This is a genomic window from Amycolatopsis sp. Hca4 (assembly GCF_013364075.1).
Lineage (GTDB): Bacteria > Actinomycetota > Actinomycetes > Mycobacteriales > Pseudonocardiaceae > Amycolatopsis.
Genome location: NZ_CP054925.1, coordinates 7,531,893 through 7,550,719, shown reverse-complemented (window position 1 = coordinate 7,550,719; position 18,827 = coordinate 7,531,893). Strand labels below are relative to the sequence as shown.

At 71.5% G+C, this 18,827-nt stretch carries 19 protein-coding genes; 10 read left to right on the top strand and 9 right to left on the bottom strand.

The features are described from left to right. The first annotated feature begins 6 nt into the window (after window positions 1-6). On the top strand, window positions 7-759 hold the full coding sequence (locus HUT10_RS34155; protein WP_254897143.1) for a trypsin-like serine protease: 753 nt from the start codon (window positions 7-9) through the stop codon (window positions 757-759). Window position 760: 1 nt separating this feature from the next. On the opposite strand, the gene HUT10_RS34150 is transcribed toward HUT10_RS34155, so the two are convergent. The 3 genes from HUT10_RS34150 to HUT10_RS34140 are packed head-to-tail and all read right to left on the bottom strand — an operon-like array spanning window position 761 to window position 3,791. Continuing rightward, window positions 761-1,750, bottom strand: a complete 990-nt coding sequence (locus HUT10_RS34150) for an NAD(P)/FAD-dependent oxidoreductase (protein ID WP_176174955.1) — start codon at window positions 1,748-1,750, stop codon at window positions 761-763. 49 nt (window positions 1,751-1,799) lie between these two features. Continuing rightward, window positions 1,800-2,447, bottom strand: coding sequence for a TetR/AcrR family transcriptional regulator (locus HUT10_RS34145; RefSeq protein ID WP_176174954.1), 648 nt, complete (start codon window positions 2,445-2,447; stop codon window positions 1,800-1,802). A 45-nt stretch (window positions 2,448-2,492) separates the two neighbouring features. Then, complete coding sequence (locus tag HUT10_RS34140; protein ID WP_217709661.1) at window positions 2,493-3,791, bottom strand: lipase family protein; 1,299 nt, start codon at window positions 3,789-3,791, stop codon at window positions 2,493-2,495. 148 nt (window positions 3,792-3,939) lie between these two features. Between HUT10_RS34140 and HUT10_RS34135 the strand changes: the two genes are divergently transcribed. From HUT10_RS34135 to HUT10_RS34110, 6 genes are all read left to right on the top strand, one after another. Further along, on the top strand, window positions 3,940-5,340 hold the full coding sequence (locus HUT10_RS34135; RefSeq protein ID WP_176174952.1) for a class II fumarate hydratase: 1,401 nt from the start codon (window positions 3,940-3,942) through the stop codon (window positions 5,338-5,340). Then, window positions 5,337-6,200, top strand: a complete 864-nt coding sequence (locus HUT10_RS34130) for a helix-turn-helix domain-containing protein (protein WP_176174951.1) — start codon at window positions 5,337-5,339, stop codon at window positions 6,198-6,200. The genes HUT10_RS34135 and HUT10_RS34130 overlap by 4 nt, the downstream gene beginning before the upstream one ends. A 140-nt stretch (window positions 6,201-6,340) precedes the next feature. Next, on the top strand, window positions 6,341-7,873 hold the full coding sequence (locus HUT10_RS34125; RefSeq protein WP_176174950.1) for an ATP-dependent DNA ligase: 1,533 nt from the start codon (window positions 6,341-6,343) through the stop codon (window positions 7,871-7,873). Window positions 7,874-8,010: 137 nt separating this feature from the next. Next, entirely contained in the window at window positions 8,011-9,303 is a 1,293-nt protein-coding gene (locus HUT10_RS34120; protein ID WP_254897142.1) for a S8 family serine peptidase, read from the top strand. Between the two features lie 181 nt (window positions 9,304-9,484). Further along, window positions 9,485-9,925, top strand: a complete 441-nt coding sequence (locus tag HUT10_RS34115) for a hypothetical protein (protein ID WP_176174949.1) — start codon at window positions 9,485-9,487, stop codon at window positions 9,923-9,925. Window positions 9,926-10,001: 76 nt separating this feature from the next. Then, window positions 10,002-10,616 (top strand): Pr6Pr family membrane protein, encoded by a 615-nt coding sequence (locus HUT10_RS34110; protein ID WP_176174948.1) that lies wholly within the window; start codon window positions 10,002-10,004, stop codon window positions 10,614-10,616. A 4-nt stretch (window positions 10,617-10,620) separates the two neighbouring features. Here HUT10_RS34110 and HUT10_RS34105 read toward each other — a convergent pair whose 3' ends face one another. Next, window positions 10,621-11,829 carry an NADH:flavin oxidoreductase/NADH oxidase family protein gene (locus HUT10_RS34105; protein ID WP_176174947.1) on the bottom strand — a complete coding sequence of 403 codons (1,209 nt, stop codon included), beginning with the start codon at window positions 11,827-11,829 and terminating at the stop codon, window positions 10,621-10,623. A 97-nt stretch (window positions 11,830-11,926) separates the two neighbouring features. Here HUT10_RS34105 and HUT10_RS34100 point away from each other — a divergent pair, with 97 nt between their 5' ends. After that, on the top strand, window positions 11,927-12,550 hold the full coding sequence (locus tag HUT10_RS34100; RefSeq protein ID WP_176174946.1) for an MBL fold metallo-hydrolase: 624 nt from the start codon (window positions 11,927-11,929) through the stop codon (window positions 12,548-12,550). On the opposite strand, the gene HUT10_RS34095 is transcribed toward HUT10_RS34100, so the two are convergent. Together HUT10_RS34095 and HUT10_RS34090 are read right to left on the bottom strand one after the other, a co-directional pair. Then, entirely contained in the window at window positions 12,547-13,038 is a 492-nt protein-coding gene (locus HUT10_RS34095) for a hypothetical protein (RefSeq protein WP_176174945.1), read from the bottom strand. The two genes, HUT10_RS34100 and HUT10_RS34095, sit on opposite strands and share 4 nt — an antisense overlap. Continuing rightward, window positions 13,032-13,499, bottom strand: coding sequence for a DUF309 domain-containing protein (locus HUT10_RS34090; protein ID WP_176174944.1), 468 nt, complete (start codon window positions 13,497-13,499; stop codon window positions 13,032-13,034). The genes HUT10_RS34095 and HUT10_RS34090 overlap by 7 nt, the downstream gene beginning before the upstream one ends. Window positions 13,500-13,542: 43 nt before the next feature. Between HUT10_RS34090 and HUT10_RS34085 the strand changes: the two genes are divergently transcribed. Then, a complete protein-coding gene (locus HUT10_RS34085) occupies window positions 13,543-14,982 on the top strand; it encodes a GuaB1 family IMP dehydrogenase-related protein (protein WP_176174943.1) in 1,440 nt (479 codons plus the stop codon). A 39-nt stretch (window positions 14,983-15,021) separates the two neighbouring features. Here HUT10_RS34085 and HUT10_RS34080 read toward each other — a convergent pair whose 3' ends face one another. Next, the gene (locus tag HUT10_RS34080; RefSeq protein WP_176174942.1) at window positions 15,022-16,314 is read right to left on the bottom strand and encodes a PhoH family protein; all 1,293 of its coding nucleotides are present in this window, start codon (window positions 16,312-16,314) and stop codon (window positions 15,022-15,024) included. A 449-nt stretch (window positions 16,315-16,763) separates the two neighbouring features. Further along, window positions 16,764-17,540, bottom strand: coding sequence for an isoprenyl transferase (locus tag HUT10_RS34075; protein WP_176174941.1), 777 nt, complete (start codon window positions 17,538-17,540; stop codon window positions 16,764-16,766). Window positions 17,541-17,654: 114 nt separating this feature from the next. On the opposite strand from HUT10_RS34075, the gene HUT10_RS34070 reads away from it, so the two are divergent. Next, a complete protein-coding gene (locus HUT10_RS34070) occupies window positions 17,655-18,296 on the top strand; it encodes a hemolysin III family protein (RefSeq protein WP_176178157.1) in 642 nt (213 codons plus the stop codon). 130 nt (window positions 18,297-18,426) lie between these two features. Here the strand turns inward: HUT10_RS34070 and HUT10_RS34065 are convergent, their stop codons facing one another. Next, complete coding sequence (locus HUT10_RS34065) at window positions 18,427-18,816, bottom strand: hypothetical protein (protein ID WP_254897141.1); 390 nt, start codon at window positions 18,814-18,816, stop codon at window positions 18,427-18,429. Between the last annotated feature and the right edge of the window lie 11 nt (window positions 18,817-18,827).

Here is an 18,827-nt window from a genome sequence, read left to right as displayed (position 1 = left end):
AGATCCGTGACCAGGCGACTGACGGCTGTACTGGCCCTGATCCTCGCCGCACTGGTCCCGGGCACCGCCGTGGCCGCCCCCGCGATCGTCGGGGGCGTCGCGGCGGACCAGCCGTACCCGTTCACGGTGTCGCTGCACACCGCGTCGGGCAAGTTCTACTGCGCGGGCGCGCTGATCGCGCCCACCTGGGTGGTGACGGCCGCGCACTGCGCGTACGGCAAGGCGCCTGCCGACATCTCGCTGCGGGCCGGCTCCAACGATTCGAGCCAGGGCGGCGAAGTCACCCCGCCCGCCGAAATCATCGTCAACCCGGCGTTCAACACCCAGAGCCCGGCGGGCGACATCGCACTGCTGCGGCTGCCCAAGCCGGTTTCGGCGGCGCCGATCGGGCTCGCGGCGGCCGCGTCGCCGGGCACCGCCACCCGCATCCTCGGCTGGGGCCAGACGTGCCCGAAGGTCAACTGCGGTGCGGTCCCCACGGCACTGCAGCAGCTCGACACCCGGATCGTCGAAGGCACGAAGTGCACGTCAGTGTTCGACGGCACGGCCGAGCTGTGCACCGACAACCCCGGGGGCAAGTCCGGTGCGTGCTTCGGCGACTCCGGCGGCCCCGAGATCGTGCGCGAAGGCGACCAGTGGCAGCTCGTCGGCGTCACCAGCCGCCCGGGCAACAACGACCCGGAATGCGCGACGGCGCCGTCGATCTACACCTCCGTCGTCGCCTACGCGCCGTGGATCGCGGAGAAGACGAAGGCTTGACCTATTCGGCGTTGCTCGAGTGGCCCGGGAACAGGTGGGCGTCCGGGTCGAGCGCCACGGCGATGTTGTTGACGGCCGTCGCCGCTTCGCCGAAGCCGGTCGCGATCAGCTTCACCTTCCCCGGGTACGCGGCGACGTCGCCGGCGGCGTAGACGCGTTCGCGCGCGGTCGCCATGGTCGAGTCGACGGCGATCGCGCGGTGGTGGATCTCCAGGCCCCAGCTCTCGATCGGGCCGAGGTCGGCGGTGAACCCCAGCGCCGCGACGACGGCGTTGGCCGGCAGCCGCTCGTCGCCCGCGCCCTTGACGGCGACGTCGACGGCTTCGAGCGAGCCGTCCGGCGCTTCGACGAACCGGGTGACCTCGGCGTCGGTGATGATCCGGGTGCCCAGCTCGCGGGCCTGCCGGACGATCGACTCGGCGGCGCGGAACTTCGCGCGCCGGTGCACCAGCGTCACGCTCGCCGCGACCGGGTGCAGGGCGAGGATCCAGTCGAACGCCGAGTCGCCGCCGCCGACGACCACGACGTGCTGCCCGGCGTGCGCGGCCAGCGAGGGGACGAAGTGGACCATGCCGCGGCCGAGCCAGCCGTCGCCGGCCGGCAGCGGGCGCGGGGTGAACTCGCCGATGCCCGCGGTGATCAGGACCGCGCGGGCCCGCAGCGTCTCGCCGCCGTCGAGGGTCAGCTCGACGCCGTCGGCGGCCGGCTCCAGCTTCTCGGCCTTGCGCCCCAGCAGGTACTTCGGCTTGAACGGCGCGGCCTGCTTCACCAGGCCTTCGACCAGATCGCGGCCGCGGACCTCGGCGAACCCGCCGACGTCGTAGATCATCTTCTCCGGGTACATCGCGGTCACCTGGCCGCCCGGCTCGGGCAGCGAGTCGACCACCGCCATCGAAAGGCCGCGGAACCCGGCGTAGTAGGCGGCGAACAGGCCCGTCGGGCCCGCACCGATGATGACGAGGTCGTACGGATCCCCAGCAACGTCAGTCATGCTCGCTCCAGCCAGTGGTGGATGGCGGTGATCGAGAACACAGCCGATCCTAGCCGGATCGCGCGGGGATGTTCCGGTGTCCGTAGAGGCCGAGCAGCCAGGTGTGCCGGATGGCCGAACGGGCGCGGTCGTAGGCGTCGCCGGTGTCGAGCCAGATGGCCTGGGTGAGCAGCTCGATCGTCGCGGCGACGACGGTGCGGGCGGTGAACGGCGGCGGGAGGGGCAGCTCCGGCTCGGTCGTGCGCAGCCACACCGCCGTGCGGTCGAACACCGCTTCGCTCGCCCGCAGCATCTCTTCGCGTGCTTCGAGGCCCGCGTCGCCGAGGGCGTAGATCTCCAGGAGGACCGCGCGGGCCACCACGGGACGGCGGCGCACGTAGCCGACGACGAAGTCGCCGCACGCGGTGACAGCGTCGAGCGGGCTCGGCGCCTCGGCCGCGACCGACACACCCTGGTCGAGGAATTCGCCGGTCACCGACCGGTAGGCGGCCAGGAACGCGGCCTGCTTGCCGCTGAACTGCTCGTAGAACGACGTGCGGGACACGCCCGCGGACGCCGTGACGTGGCCGACCGTGGTGGCCGCGTACCCGCGCTCGCCCACGTTGGCCAGCACCGCTTCGACCAGCCGGGCGCGCTGGGCCCGCGCCACCTCTTCCCGGCTGAGGCTGTGCGGCCCTTTGGGGAGACGCGTCTGCATCGCGGCACCGTACCCGGCGGGTGGTCCCGCCGGGTACGGCCGCGGTCAGGCCGGCTGTTCCGGGTCGAGCGCGTTGCCCGCCGGGATGTGGCCGCAGCTCGACGGCGCCGCCTTCCCGGCGAACCGGTCGGCCAGCCAGCCGATCGCCGCCGGCGCCCACGCCGCCGCGCCGCCGACGTGGCTGAGCGCGTCGTACTGCGTGTACTTGGTCGATCGGTTGCCGGTGGCGCAGTACTGCCGGGCCAGCGCCCGCACGTCGCCGGCCACCATCACGCCGTCGCCGGTGCCGATGCCCGGGAGGTTGCTCGTGGTGCCTTCGAGGAACCCGGCGTTGCCCTGCGCGATGAACCCGGGCACCGACGGGGTCGGCGCGGACCCGATGTTGACCTTGTTCACCGCGGCGACGAACGGCGGCACCGAGTTCGGGTTCGCGTACTCCGGCTTGGCGATCTTCTGCCAGGTCAGTCCCGGGTACCGGCCGAGCGCGGTGATGATCGACGCGTGCTCCAGCTCGTCGAGCACCTTCAGCCCGTACTCGCTCGCGTACGGGCGCAGGTCGATGTCGTAGCTGCGGGCGACGCCGATCAGCGCCATCGGGATGACACCGGACCAGACCGGGCTGCCGGCGACGTACCTCAGGTTGTGCGCGGGGTCGACGAGGACGCCGCCTTCGGTGAAGCCGACCAGGTTTTCGTCGACGTCGGGGGCGTAGCTCGGCGCCAGCGCGGCCGCCCAGCCGGTCGCGATCGCGCCGCCCGAGTAGCCGAGGAGGCCGAACTTCGTGGCCTTGGTCATCCCGGTCGCGGCGGAGCTGGTGACCGCGCGGATCGAGTCGAGGGTGTTCGTGCCGTACTCCGGCCCGGCGGCGAAGTCCGCGGTCTGGCCTTCGGTGTCGGGCACGACGACGTTGTAGCCCAGCAGCAGCGACGGCAGGAGCAGCAGCGACTCGCCGTTGGGCAGGAGGCCGCCGAGGGTGACGTCCCCGGCGATGGCCCGCGACGGCGCGTCGGCGGGGTCGAGCGAGTCGTAGGCCGACTGGTACGACACGGCTTTCGTGGTGTCGCCGGTGATGCTGCGGACCACCGAGGTGACGTTGGCCGCCGGGCGGCCCTGCGCGTCGGTGGTCCGGTAGAGCAGCTGGACGGCCTGCACCGGAGTCGCCAGCCCGACGACGTGGTAGGCCAGCGTCCGGGTCTTGAGGACGGTCCCGGGCGCGTACGACGACAGCGGCGTGCTGCCGTCGTAGGAGTAGAAGGAATCGGCGGACGCGGCGGCCGGAACGGCCGGAGCGGCGGCGAGGGTCAGCGCGAGCGCGGCGGCGATCGCGGCGGTGCGAACGGTCATGACTCCCCTTTGAATCATGAAGCTGATCACGCGGATCGCCGTAACCTACCAGCGAGTAGGTGTGGTGTACAGGTGCGTACACCATCCGGTGAGCGGGGTGCGCAACGCCACCACGCGCCGGCCGCCGATCAGGTCCAGAATCGGTGACATGGCTGATCAGGAGTACCGGATCGAACACGACACGATGGGCGAGGTCCGCGTGCCCGCCGACGCGCTCTACCGCGCGCAGACGCAGCGGGCCGTGGAGAACTTCCCCATCTCCGGCCGGGGCCTGGAGCGCGCCCAGATCCGCGCGCTCGGCCTGCTCAAGGCCGCCGCCGCGCGGGTGAACCTGAAGCTGGGCGTGCTCGATGCCGACGTCGCCGACGCCATCGCGGCCGCCGCCGACGAGGTCGCCTCCGGGGCGCACGACGCGCACTTCCCGATCGACGTCTTCCAGACCGGGTCCGGGACGTCGTCGAACATGAACGCCAACGAGGTCATCGCCACCCTGGCTTCGCGCGCCCTGGGCCGGGACGTGCACCCGAACGACCACGTCAACGCGTCGCAGTCGTCGAACGACACGTTCCCGACGACCATCCACGTCGCCGCCACCGAAGCCGTCACCAAGGACGTCATCCCGGCGCTGGAGTACCTGGCCGGCGCGATCGAGGTCCGCGCCGCGGAGTGGGCCGACGTCGTGAAGTCCGGCCGCACGCACCTGATGGACGCCGTCCCGATCACGCTCGGCCAGGAGGCAGGCGCCTGGGCGTCGCAGATCCGCTTCGGTGTCGAACGGCTGAAGTCGGGCCTGCCACGGCTGGGCGAGCTGCCCATCGGCGGCACGGCCGTCGGCTCGGGCCTCAACGCGCCCGAGGGCTTCGGCGAGTCGGTCGCCGCGGAGCTCGCCGCGGTCACCGGGCTGCCGCTGACCGAGGCCCGCGACCACTTCGAGGCGCAGGCGACGCAGGACAGCGTCGTCGAGATGTCCGGGCACCTGCGCACGGTCGCCGTGTCGCTCAACAAGATCGCCAACGACCTGCGCTGGCTGGGCTCCGGCCCGCGCACCGGACTGGCCGAGCTGGCGCTGCCGGACCTGCAGCCGGGCTCGTCGATCATGCCGGGCAAGGTGAACCCGGTGATCCCGGAGGCGACCCTGCAGGTGGTCGCGCAGGTGATCGGCAACGACGCGGCCGTCGCGTTCGCCGGTGCCGCCGGCAACTTCCAGCTCAACGTGAACCTGCCGGTGATCGCCAGGAACGTCCTCGAATCGGCGCGGCTGCTGGCCGCCGTTTCCCGGCTGCTGGCGGACAAGGTGTTCGCGGGCATCACGGTGAACAGCGAGCGCACCCGGACCTACGCCGAGGGCTCGCCGTCGATCGTGACGCCGTTGAACAAGTACATCGGCTACGAAGAAGCCGCGGCGGTCGCGAAGCAGGCGTTGAAGGAGCTGAAGACGATCCGCGAAGTCGTCATCGAGCGCGGGTACGTGCGCGACGGCAAGCTCACCGAGGAGCAGCTCGACGAGGCGCTCGACGTGCTGCGCATGGCCCGCGGCGGCAAGGGATGAGCGACGCGGCCGGGCTGGGCGCCTTCCTGAAGGCCCGCCGCGCCGCCCTCGACCCGGCCGACCTCGGCCTGCCGCCGGGGGTCACCCATCGGCGGGTCAAGGGCCTGCGGCGGGAGGAACTGGCGCAGCTGGCCGGAATCAGCGTCGACTACTACACGCGACTGGAGCAGGGCCGGGCGAAGAACGTCTCGGAGGCGATCCTCGACGCGCTGGCCCGTGCCCTGCGCCTCGACCCGGGCGAGGAGTCCTACCTGCACAACCTCGCCGCGTCGAAGCGCGGTGAAGCACCCGCGCCCCAGCGGGTCCGGCCCGAGCTGCAGCAGCTGCTGGACGCGATCCAGGTACCCGCGTTCGTCTTCGGCCGCTACCTGGACGTGCTGGCGTGGAACGCCCTCGGCGGCGCGGTCGCCTTCGACTTCGCGCACCTCGAAGAGCGCAGCATGCCGAAGCTCGTCTTCACCGACGAACGCGCGAAACAGCTGCACCCCGAGTGGGACGCGGTGTGCCGCGAGCTCGTCGCCAACCTGCGGGCGGAGAGCGGGCGGCACCCCGGTGACCCGGGCTTCGCCCGGCTGGTCGAGGAGCTTTCGGCGGCCAGCGCCGAATTCCGCGCGCTGTGGGCGGAGCACGCGGTCCGGGAGAAGGCCCAGGGGTGGAAGCGGTTCGCGAACCCGGTGGTCGGCGAGCTGCGGCTGCGGTACGAGACGCTGCGCCTGCCGGACGACCCGGACCAGGGCCTGGTGGTCTACCACGCCGAACCCGGGTCGGCGAGCGAGCGCGCGCTCGGCCTGCTGGCCAGCTGGATCGCCGCCGACGACCGACCGGTGGACACTCTGCCGTCGCACCCCCGCGCCCGCTGAGCGCTGCCTGGGCCGAGGTCGCCGCCGTGCCGGCGCGATCGGGTACACCGTGACCGAGGACGGCCTGCTCGACCCCCTCCGCACCAGGCCGGACGGCCGACCGACAAGAAATTGTCGGTGGTCCGGGTCATGATGTCCGGGTGTTGCTGAGCGAGTTGGTCAGTGCGTCCGCCGAGCTGGCGGCGACGAGGTCCAGGAAGGCGAAGATCGCCCTCCTGGCCGCGGTGCTGCGCGCCGCCGAGGTCGGTGAGCTGCCCGTGGTGATCGCGTACCTGACCGGGCAGACGGCGCAGGACAGGCTGGGTGCGGGCTGGCGCACCCTGGCCGGGCTGGGCGCCGGCTCGGTCGCGGCGCCGGAGGCGACGGTCACCGAGGTGGACGCGGCGCTCACCGCGGCGGCCGGGGTCGCGGCGGGCACCGGCTCGAACACCCGGCGGCAGGAGGTGCTGCGGGCGCTGTTCGAGCGGCTCACGCCGGAGGAGCAGCAGTTCATGTTCCGGCTGGTCACCGGCGAGCTGCGGCAGGGTGCGCTGGAGGGCGTGATGGTCGACGCCATCGCGGCCGCGGCGGAGGTGCCCGCCGAAGACGTGCGGCGGGCGTTCATGCTGTCCGGGAAGCTGGGGGTCACCGGGGTCGCGGCGATCACCGGCGGGCAGGCGGCGCTCGTGGAGTTCCGGCTCACCCTCGGCACGCCGATCAAGCCGATGCTGGCTTCGCCGGCGGAGTCGCTGGACGAAGCCGTCGCCGAGCACGCCGAGGCGATCGTCGAGTACAAAATGGACGGTGCGCGGATCCAGGTGCACCGCCAGGGCGACGAGGTGCACGTCTGGACGCGGACGCTGCGCGAGATCACCGGGAGCGTGCAGGAGCTGGTGGAACTCGTGCGGGCGCTGCCGTGCGAGTCGGTGGTGCTCGACGGCGAGACGCTGGCCCTCACCGACGCCGGGCGGCCGCGGCCGTTCCAGGACACCATGAGCCGGTTCGGCAGCACCCGCGAGGAACAGGTCAAGGCCCTGCTGCTGCGGCCGTACTTCTTCGACTGCCTGCACCTCGACGGCGTCGACCTGCTGGACGCGCCGCTGTCGGAGCGCAACGCGGCGCTGCGGAAGGTCGCCGGGGCGCATGTGATCCCCGGCGAGGTGGGCACGTCCCGGGCCGCCGCGGTCCTGGAGGCGGCGATGGAAGCCGGCCACGAAGGGGTGATGGTCAAGGACCTGGCCTCGCCGTACGCGGCCGGGCGGCGCGGGCGGGCGTGGCTGAAGGTCAAGCCGGTGCACACGATCGACCTGGTGGTGCTGGCCGCGGAGTGGGGCCACGGCCGGCGCACCGGCACGCTGTCGAACCTGCACCTGGGCGCGCGCGACCCGGACGGCGGGCCGCCGATCATGGTGGGCAAGACGTTCAAGGGCATGACCGACGAGCTGCTGGCGTGGCAGACGAGGACGTTCCAGGAGATCGAGACCCACCGCGACGACTGGACGGTGTACGTCCGGCCGGAGGTCGTGGTGGAGATCGAGCTGGACAGCGCGCAGGTGAGCACCCGCTACCCCGGCGGGCTGGCGCTGCGGTTCGCCCGGGTGGTGCGCTACCGCCCGGACAAGGACCCGGCGGACGCCGACACGATCGACACGGTTCGCGGCCTGCTGCACGGCGATCGCTCGGAAGGAGGCTGACGACGAAAGTTCGGATCACGACATCTCGCGCGTCGGCGGTGCTTTCCGCCTAAAAGGAAAGACGAAAGTCGATGTCGCCCGCTCCCCTTTCTCGCCAGAGTGGCTGGCGGAATTCCTTCAGCCAGGGGAGAAACAGCATGAGATTGCGTGCCACCGCGGGGCTGCTCGCGAGCACGACCCTGCTCGTGACGGCGTTCGCCGGGCCGGCCGGAGCCACGCCCGTGCCGAACACGCCGGACGCCGGGCACCAGCCGTCGAAGCACCACTTCTCGGCGGCCGCGCGGTCGTTCGTCGGCGCCGACACGGTGGAGAAGCGGGTCGCCAAGCTGGAAGCGGCGATGGCGTCGCTGCCGAAGGAGAGCACCGCGTACAACGCGACGAAGCTGTGGAACGCCGGCATCACCGGGGCGGGCAGCACGGTCGCGACGCTGGTGTCCTTCGGCGACGACAAGGTCAAGCAGGTGCTCGACACCTACTCGAAGAACCACGGCCTGCCGCCGGCGAACCTGGAGGTCATCCAGCCGTCCGGGCCGGTGCCGTCGTGCACCGCGCCCGGTGTCGACACCGCCACCTGCCAGGGCTGGGGCGGCGAGACCGACCTCGACGTCACGATGATGCACGCCATGGCGCCCAACGCGAAGATCGTCGTCGCGGCGACGCCGGTCGCCGAGACGCAGGGCTTCACCGGGCTGCCCGAGATGATGCACGCGGTCGACTACATGACCGAGCACAAGCTGGTCGACGTCATCTCGATGAGCTTCGGCACGACCGAGGAGAACTTCCCGTCGTTCGACTCGATCAAGACGCTCGACCCGGCGCTGGACCGTGCGAGCAAGGCCGGCATCACGATGGTCGCCTCCTCCGGTGACGACGGCCCGACCGGCGGCTACCTCTACGGGCCGGGCAACTACCCGTACCGCGTCGCGAGCTGGCCGGCGTCCGACCCGCGCGTCACCACGCTCGGCGGCACCCAGCTGCACCTCGACGCCACGGGCGCCCGCACCAAGCCGGACGACCTCGTGAACGTCCAGGACGACGGCTTCGCCGAAGGCGCCGGGCTGTCGAAGACCTACGCGCGGCCGAACTGGCAGGACGGCGTCAAGAAGATCACCGGCAGCAAGATGCGCTCGTTCCCGGACATCAGCATGGAAGGCGTGCAGGGCACGTCGCAGTCCGCGCCGCTGTTCGCCGGCGTGCTCGCGCTCGCCGTGCAGGCCAAGCACGGCAAGCTCGGCCAGATCAACCCCGCGCTCTACGAAAAGCTGGGCCCAGCGGGCACGAAGGCGGGCATCGTCGACGTCACCGAAGGCGACAACAGCCAGGACGGCGTCACCGGCTTCACCGCGGCGAAGGGCTTCGACATCGCCAGCGGCTGGGGCACGGTCGACGCGTCGGTCTTCGTCCCGGCTCTGGTGAAGGCCCTCCGCTGACCGGCGGCCGGAGGTGACGCGGCCGTCACCTCCGGCCCCTCGGCTCGCCGAATGTGTTCACGTGATCACCGACCGGTCTGACGAGAATTTTGCCGACACGACCGGCGGCGGGGTTTCCCTAAAGTGCGCTCCTTCACCGGGATCCCGCTCACGTCCCGAGCGGTCACGTCAGGAGCAAGCAGTGGTCAGCAAGGAACAGATGAAGGCGGCAATCCACGCCGCTTTCGACGGTGCCGTCGCCGACGGAAGCAGCTACACCAAGGTGTACGCCGCGGAGATCAGGCAGAAGAACTACCTGGTCTTCCGCACCACCAGCGTCGCCAACTTCGCGCTGGGCTTCAAGCCGGGGCAGACCGATCTCGTCCTCGTCCCGCTCGAGGAGAAGAACGGCACCGTGACGGCGGGCTCGCCGCTGACGATCACCGACGCCAACCGGGCCTCGGTCAAGAAGCGCGACCTGCAGGGCCGGTTCGTCATCAAGACGACCGACGGCCGGACGTTCCGGCTCAGCATCATCCCGTCCGTGACGAAGCTCCTGGCCGCCGCCTACCAGCTGCCGGTCGAGCAGAAGGCGGAGTACGAAGCGTTCACCGCGCTCCGGGACTCGCTGCTCACCGCCTGATGACCGAGCGCCCCGGTGCGGACGTCGCCGGGGCGCACCGGAAGCCATCGGTCCACAATGGAGCTAAGCTCCGGTGATGCGCAGCGAGAAGCTCACCCGCGCCTGGTTCGCGGTCACCGCGGTGGTCGCCTTGACCGGCCTCGTCACCCAGGTCGTCGCCACCGCGACCGCCCCCGGCGGCGAGGTCGCGAACCTGCTCTGCTTCTTCACCATCGATTCGAACCTGCTGGTCACGATCGTCTCGGCGCTGGTCGCGCTGGGCCGGGCCCGCGGCGGGCTGTTCACCGTCCTCTGGCTCGACGCGCTGGCCGGCATCGTCGTGACGGGCATCGTCTACCAGGTCGCCCTGGCCGGCCTGTACGAGCTGCACGGCCTCTCGCTGTTCTCCGACACCGTGCTGCACAAGGTGACGCCGATCCTGTTCGTGCTCGGCTGGCTCCTGGTCGGCCCGCGCGGCGCCCTCACGTGGCGCACGGTCTGGTGGTCGCTGCTGTACCCGCTCGCCTGGCTCGCCTTCACGCTCCCGCGCGGCGCGCTGACCGGCTTCTACCCGTACCCGTTCGTCGACGCGGGTGCCATCGGCTACGGCCAGGTGACGCTCAACTGCCTGTTCATCGGGCTGTTCTTCACCGCGCTCGCGGCCGGCGCGTTCCTGTACGACCGGCGGCTCACGCCGGCCGAAGCCGCCTGAGCGCTCAGCCGCGGACGCGGCGGAACGCGTTGAGCCCGTCGGTCAGGCCGGCCTGCACCAGCGTCGGCAGCGCGCCGCGCCGGTCGGCCGGCTTGCCGTCGGCGATCCGGTGCATCTGCCGCGTGTGCCACTGGATCTCCAGCAGGCTGTCGGCCAGCCGGATCCCGGTCTTGGGGCAGCGCCGCTCCGCCCGGACGTCCTCGCCGCCGAGCAGCCGCACCGGCAGGCCGGGGTCGGTGACGAGCGGACGGCCGAGCCCGATGACGTCCAGCGCGCCCGAGCGCAGGGCCGCCTCCATCCCGGCCCGGGTGGTGAAGCCGCCGGTGACCATGAGGGCGACGTCGGAGACTTCACGGGCTTTCGCCGCGTAGTCCAGGAAGTAGGCCTCACGCGCTTGGGTGCTCGCGCGCCCGGAGCCCATCATCGCGGCCTTCTCGTACGTCCCGCCGGAGACTTCCAGCAGGTCCAGCCCGGCCTCGCCGAGCTCGTGCACGACGTCCAGCGACTCGTCCTCGGTGAAGCCGCCCCGCTGGAAGTCCGCGCTGTTGAGCTTCACCGCCACCGGCACGTCGTCCCCGACCGCCGCGCGCACCCGCCGGAGGACTTCGAGCAGGAAGCGGCGGCGGCGCACCGCGTCGCCGCCCCACGCGTCCGTGCGCCGGTTCGTGAGCGGGGAGAGGAACTGGGAGACGAGGTAGCCGTGCGCGCCGTGGATCTGGACGCCGTGGAACCCGGCGTCGACGAACGTCCGCGCCGCCACGGCGAAGCGCTCGATGATCGCTTCGATCTCTTCGCCGGTCAGCGCCCGCGGCGCCGCGAAGGCGGTCCGGATGCCCCGGTTGCCGAACGGGACGGCGGACGGCGCCACCGGCTCCCGCGAGAGGTACCGCGGGCTCTGCCGCCCCGGGTGGTTCAGCTGCACCCACAGTCGGGTGTCCGTGCCTTCGACCGCCTGGGCCCACGGCCGGAAGACGGCGGGATCGGCGGTCGCCGCCACGTTGCGCGGCTCGCCGAGCGCGGCGGGGTCGACCATGACGTTCCCGGTGACCAGGAGGCCCGCTCCGCCGCGGGCCCAGGTCCGGTACAGCTCGAAGAGCTCGCGCGTGGGAGCGTTCCGGCGGTCGCCGAGCTGTTCGCTCAGCGCCGATTTGGCCAGGCGGTTCGGCAGCACCGCCCCGCACCGCAGCTTCACCGGTTCCGCCAGGAGCGTCATCGCGTCACCTCTCGAACCTACTCGAAGTAAGGTGACTCGACGGTAGCATACCGACGGTATGTCGTCTCCCCTCCGGATGACCACTAGGGTCGGGCGCATGACGGCGATCGTGCAGAACCTGGTGACCTCCGGCGTCTTCCGGCTCGACGGAGGCAGCTGGGACGTCGACAACAACGTCTGGATCGTGGGTGACGACAAGGAAGTCATCGTGATCGACGCGGCCCACGACGCCAAGGCGATCGAAAACGTCGTCGGCGAGCGGAAACTGGCCGCGATCGTCTGCACCCACGCGCACAACGACCACGTCAACGCCGCCCCGGAGCTCGCCGCCGCGACCGGGGCACCGATCCTGCTGCACCCGGACGACCGGGTCGTCTGGGACCTCACGCACTCCGGCCGCGCCCCGGACGGCGAGCTGGCCGACGGCCAGGTGCTCACCATCGCGGGCACCGAGCTCCGCGTCATCCACACGCCGGGGCACGCACCCGGAGCGGTCTGCCTGTACGCGGCCGAGCTGGGCGTCGTGTTCACCGGCGACACGCTGTTCCACGGCGGCCCCGGCGCCACCGGCCGGTCCTATTCGGACTACCCGACGATCGTGCGGTCCATCCGCGAGAAGCTCTTCGCGCTCCCGGAGGCGACGAAGGTCCACACCGGACACGGCGAAGGCACCACGATCGGCGCCGAGAAGTCGGCGTCGGACGGCTGGGAGCAACCCTAGGACGTGTGCTTCCGGGCGACGAGGGCGAACTCCTCGATCGCCCGGTCCAGCGCGACCACGGCTTCCCGGACCGGGGTCGGCAGCACGACCCGGGTGAACTCGCCGTCGTCGTCCGGTGCGTGCCGGACGTGGTGGAGGTCCATGTCCTTCCGCCGCACCTCCTTGGCCGCGTCGACCAGCTCGTCCGGTCCGCTCATCACCAGGAGCCCGAGCAGGGACCGCATCTCCGCCCGCGCCGTGTAGTACTCGTCTTCGTAGCCCGAGACCCGCTCGGCCGCCTGCTGGCGGTAGCTGACGCTGATGCTGACCAGGTGCTGCCGCGCCCGGGCGCCGGCCTCGATGAACCGGCCGCAGCGGTCGGCGCGGTCTTGGCGCACCTTCGCCCGCCGCGCCGCGTTGAGCTTCAGCGGTTCGACCAGCGCGCCCAGCGTCACGCCGACCAGGGACGCGACCGCCGCGATGATCGCGGCCCCCAGCGCCGTCAGCACGTCAGCCGCGGCGCGCTCGGCGAGACCCGGACGCGCTGCTTGGCCTCTTCCGCCAGCGCCAGCGCCCACTCCTCCAGCCCGGCGACGTCGATGCCGTGCGGTGGCTCGGCCCGGAACGGCTCGATGTTCGCCGCCCCGCGTTCCAGCAGGGACACCGCGCCGACGTTGTTGCCGCGGGCCGCGTGCGTCAGCCCGACGGCGAGCTGCGCCAGGCCGCGCCACAGCTCGCGGTCGGGGCCGTCGGTGGTTTTCCAGGCGTCCTCGAACACCTCGTGCGCGTGGAACGGCTTGCCGTCGTCGAGCAGGCGCTGCGCCTCCGCAAGCGTTTGCGCCGGGGTGCGCTCGATGCCCTCCGGCTGCCGCTCGACGCCGTCCGAGCCGTACGGCAGCGGCCGGCCGAGGCCGTCGCGCGGCCGTGCGTTGCGTGCCCGTCCCTCGGCGTCCCGGTCGCGGCGGCTCATGCCACCGATCCTGCCACGGGGCCGCCGGGTAGTCTGGTGACTCGTGCGTTTCCTCGACGGCCACCGGCCCGCCCACGACCTGACCTACGACGACGTGTTCCTGCTGCCGAACCGTTCGGACGTGGAGTCCCGCTTCGACGTCGACCTCGCCACCGCGGACGGCACCGGCGCCACCATCCCGATCGTGGTCGCGAACATGACCGCGGTCGCCGGCCGCCGGATGGCCGAGACCGTCGCCCGCCGCGGCGGGCTGGTCGTGCTCCCCCAGGACGTCGATCCCGGAGCGGTCGCGGAGATCGTCGGCTGGGTGAAGAGCCGGCACCCGGTGTGGGACACCCCGCTGGTGCTCACCGGCGGTGACGCGGTCGCCGACGCCCTCAACCTGGTCCACAAGCGAGCGCACGGCGCAGTGGTCGTCGTGGACGGCGAAGGCCGCCCGGTCGGCATCGTCGACGAAGCGGCCTGCGCGGGCGTCGACCGCTTCGCGCGGCTCGCCGACGTCGCGCAGCCGGCGACGGTCGCGGTCCCGCTGGCCACGCCGGCGCGCGAGGTGTTCGAGCTGCTCAACAGCCACGGCGCCCAGCTCGCGCTCGGCCTCGACACCGACGGCAGGCTCGCGGGTGTCCTGACCGCGGTCGGCGCCCTGCGCGCGGAGATCTACACCCCGGCCGTCGACGACGCGGGCAGGCTGCGCGTCGCCGCCGCGGTCGGCGTCAACGGCGATGTCGCGGCGAAGGCCGACGCGGTCCTGAAGTCGGGCGTCGACGTCCTGGTCGTCGACACCGCGCACGGGCACCAGGAGAAGATGATCGCCGCGCTGAAGGCCGTCCGGTCGGTGTCCCCGCAGGTCCCGGTGGTCGCCGGGAACGTGGTCACCGCCGAGGGCACGCGCGACCTGATCCAGGCCGGCGCGGACGTCGTCAAGGTCGGCGTCGGGCCGGGCGCGATGTGCACCACCCGGATGATGACCGGCGTTGGCCGCCCGCAGTTCTCCGCGGTCGCCGAGTGCGCGGCCGCCGCCCGCGAGCTGGGCAAGCACGTCTGGGCCGACGGCGGGGTCCGCCACCCGCGGGACGTCGCGCTGGCGCTGGCCGCAGGCGCGTCCGCGGCGATGGTCGGCTCGTGGTTCGCCGGCACCTACGAATCCCCCGGCGACCTGCGGTTCGACGAGCAGGGCCGCCCCTACAAGGAGTCGTTCGGCATGGCGTCGAAGCGCGCGGTGGGCGCGCGGACGCGCACGGACAACTCGTTCGACCGCGCCCGGAAGGCGCTGTTCGAGGAGGGCATCTCGTCGTCGCGGATGGCCCTCGACCCGCAGCGCCCCGGTGTCGAGGACCTGCTGGACTCGATCGGCTCCGGCGTGCGTTCTTCGTGCACCTACGCGGGCGCGCGCACGCTGGAGGAGTTCCACGAGCGTGCGGTGCTGGGTGTGCAGTCGGCGGCCGGGTTCGCCGAGGGCCGCCCCCTTCCCTCGGGCTGGTGACGAACCGGGGCGGCGCGGGTGCGCCGCCCCGGAGCCGCCTCAGCCGTGGTCTTCCAGCATCTCGGTGACCAGCGCCGCGATCGGGGACCGCTCCGAGCGCGTCAGCGTGACGTGCGCAAACAGCGGGTGGCCCTTCAGCTTCTCGATCACCGCCGAGACGCCGTCGTGCCGGCCGACGCGCAGGTTGTCACGCTGGGCGACGTCGTGCGTGAGCACCACGCGGGACGCCGTGCCGAGCCGCGACAGCACCGTGAGCAGGACGTTGCGCTCCAGGGACTGCGCCTCGTCGACGATCACGAACGTGTCGTGCAGCGAGCGGCCGCGGATGTGGGTCAGCGGGAGCACCTCGAGCATGCCGCGGTCGAAGACCTCGTCGAGGACGTCCTGGCTGACCAGCGCGCCGAGGGTGTCGAACACCGCCTGCGCCCACGGCTGCATCTTCTCGCTCTCGGACCCGGGCAGGTAGCCGAGGTCCTGGCCGCCGACCGCGTAGACCGGCCGGAACACCACGACCTTGCGGTGCTGGCGGCGTTCCATGACCGCTTCGAGACCGGCGCAGAGAGCGAGCGCCGACTTGCCGGTGCCCGCCCGGCCGCCCAGCGACACGATCCCGACGTCGGAGTCGAGCAGCAGGTCGAGCGCGACGCGCTGCTCGGCGCTGCGGCCGTGCAGGCCGAACGCCTCGCGGTCGCCCCGGACCAGCCGGATGCGCTTGTCCGCCGTGATCCGCCCGAGCGCGCTGGAGCTGCCCGCGAGCAGCCGCAGCCCGGTGTGGCAGGGCAGCTCGGCGAGCTCGTCCATGCCCCACTCGACGGGGTCGACGGTGCTGCCGCCGAACAGCGTGTCCAGCACTTCCTGCTGGACGTCGACGTCCGCCATGCCGGTCCAGCCCGACGGCGTCACTTCCTGCGCGCGGTACTCGTCCGCCTCGAGGCCGACGGCCCCGGCCTTGACCCGCAGCGGGATGTCCTTCGTCACCAGCGTGACCGCCTGGTTCTCGGCCGCGAGGTTGAGCGCGCAGGCGAGGATGCGGTGGTCGTTGGAGTCGGTCCGGAACCCGGACGGGAGCACCGACGGGTCCGAGTGGTTCAGCTCCACCTGCAGCGTGCCGCCGTGGTCCCCGATGGGGAGCGGCGCGTCGAGCCTGCCGTACTGCCGGCGCAGGTCGTCGAGCATGCGCAGGGATTCCCGGGCGAACCAGCCCAGCTCCGGGTGGTGGCGCTTCGCCTCCAGTTCACTGATGACGACCAGCGGAAGCACGACGGCATGCTCGGCGAAGCGGGTGACCGCCCACGGGTCCGACAGGAGGACCGACGTGTCGAGCACGTACATGTGCTGCTGGGATACGGGCGCTTTCTCCGGGCCGGAAACGGCACCGGTCGAAGAGTGGCCAGAGGCCTTACGGGGCAAACGCTGCGCAGTCACGACGGCATCTCCCTCGAGGGCGCGTGCACCTCACGCCCGCACTCGCTGGGCCGGGCACCTCCCTGGCTGGACCACTCCTCCTGACTGTGCGTCAGGTGGCGCGGCCACGAGGGCCGGGTGCCGGCCCCCTCGAGCGTCTCGTGGGCGGCTGAGCCGCCCCCTCGATCACCGCCACGACCAGGGCCTCCCGCGAGGACCCGCACGGAACGCGTGCCCTCACCTCGGAAGGTACCCACGAATCCGGCGCCGCGCAGGGAGCCAACACGGTGATTCGCCAGATCGTCATCTCACCGTCGGTCGTCCGAAATCAACCGTGAGTGTTCCTCGGGGCCTTGACCAGCGGCTTTGGCGGTGCTTCAGGAGCCGAACCGGCGGTGCCGCCAGGCGTAGTCGCGCATGGCACGCAGGAAGTCGACCCGCCGGAAGGCGGGCCAGTAGGCCTCGGTGAACCAGAACTCCGAATGCGCGGACTGCCACAGCAGGAAGCCGGAAAGCCGCTGCTCACCGGAGGTGCGGATGATCAGGTCCGGGTCCGGCTGGCCCGAGGTGTAGAGGTGCTCGGAGATGTGGTCGACGTCGAGGATCTTCGCCAGCTCGTGAATGGACGTTCCCTCGTCGGCGTGCTGCAGCAGCAGCTTGCGCACGGCGTCGGCGATCTCCTGGCGCCCGCCGTAGCCGACGGCGATGTTGACCTCCATCCCGGACCGGCCTTCGGTGCGGGCGGCGGCCTCGCTCAGCCGCTTCGCGACCTCGGCGGGGAGCAGGTCGAGCGCGCCGACGATCCGCAGCCGCCACGGCGTCCCCGGCCCGGCGAGCTCGTCGGTGACGTCGGTGATGATCTTCAGCAGCGGCGTGAGTTCGTCCGGGTCGCGGTTGAGGTTGTCGGTGGACAGCAGCCACATGGTGACGACCTCGACGTCGGCTTCCTGGCACCAGCTCAGGAAGTCCGCGATCTTCTTCGCCCCGGCGCGGTGACCGTCCGAAACGTCCGTGAAGCCCGCTTCCCGGGCCCACCGGCGGTTGCCGTCCAGCATGATGGCGATGTGCCGGGGATGCCGCCCGGCGGCCTGCTGGATGAGGCGCCTGCCGTAGGCGCTGTACACGACGTCGGACAAGAACGAGCGAACACTCACGTCGAGCAAGCCTACGCACCCCGGTGTGAGGCGTGTGACTTGAGCACTGCTGGAGAACCTACGCTGCCGTAACCTGGATGCGTGAGCCTGACGACGGAACCACCCGAGCCCGTAGTGGACCTCCGCCCCCGGCTGCGCGGGCACATCCACTTCTGGACCTTCTTCGGCGCCCTCGCGGCGGCCGCCACGCTGATCAGTTTGGCCGCGTCCACGGTGTCCCCGGTCGCGACACTGGCGACTTCGGTGTACGGCTTGACGGTGCTGGGCCTGTTCGGCGTGAGCGCGCTGTACCACCGCCGCTTCTGGAGCCCCCGCGCGTACAAGTGGATGAAGCGCGCCGACCACTCGATGATCTTCCTGTTCATCGCGGGCACGTACACACCGTTCACCTTGTTGGCGATGTCGAAGCCGACGGGCTACGTGATCCTGTCGATCGTGTGGGGCGGCGCGATCGCGGGCGTGGCGCTGAAGATGCTGTGGCCGCACGCACCGCGCTGGCTCGGGGTGCCGATCTACATCGCGTTGGGCTGGGTCGCGGTGTTCGTGTTCCCGGAGCTGGCCACGCACGCCGGGGTCGCGGCGCTGGTGTTGCTGTGCGTCGGCGGGCTGTTCTACACGCTGGGCGCGGTGTTCTACGCCGTGAAGTGGCCGAACCACTGGCCGGACACCTTCGGGTACCACGAATTCTTCCACGCGTGCACGGTGCTGGCGGCGGTGTCGCACTACATCGCGATCTGGCTGGCCATGTACGCCTGAGCGATTCCCGAACGGCAGCACAAAAGCGCGGCCATTCACTCGTCATCGAGTGAATGGCCGCGCTTTCGCTTTGTCCGGGCCGCAGTTGGCTGATGCACACTCAATCAACCACCGGCGGCGGGAACTCCGGTCAGCCCGCGCTGTTGCCGTTGCAGGCCACGTACGACGGGTTGTGGTCCACCGTCAGCAGCTCCAGCGGGCCGTTCCACTGCCAGGGCAGCAGGCACGCGTTGTTCAGGATGCTGATGCCACCGTGACCGCCGCCGGTGGAGTTGTTGTTGCAGGCTGCGTACGCGGGCGCGTGGCCCGTGTGCAGCGCCTCGATGGGACCGTTCCACTGCCACGGAGCCGCGCAGAGGTTGTCGCCGATGCTGATGCCGCCGCCCGGGTGGTGACCCTCACCGGCGGAAGCCGGCGCGGCAACAGCGAGCATGGCACCACCGATGACTGCGGCTGCGAAGAGCGTCTTTTTCATCATGGTAAAATTGTCGGGCGACTTCGCGCGATCCTTTATCGACATCACCCGATGGT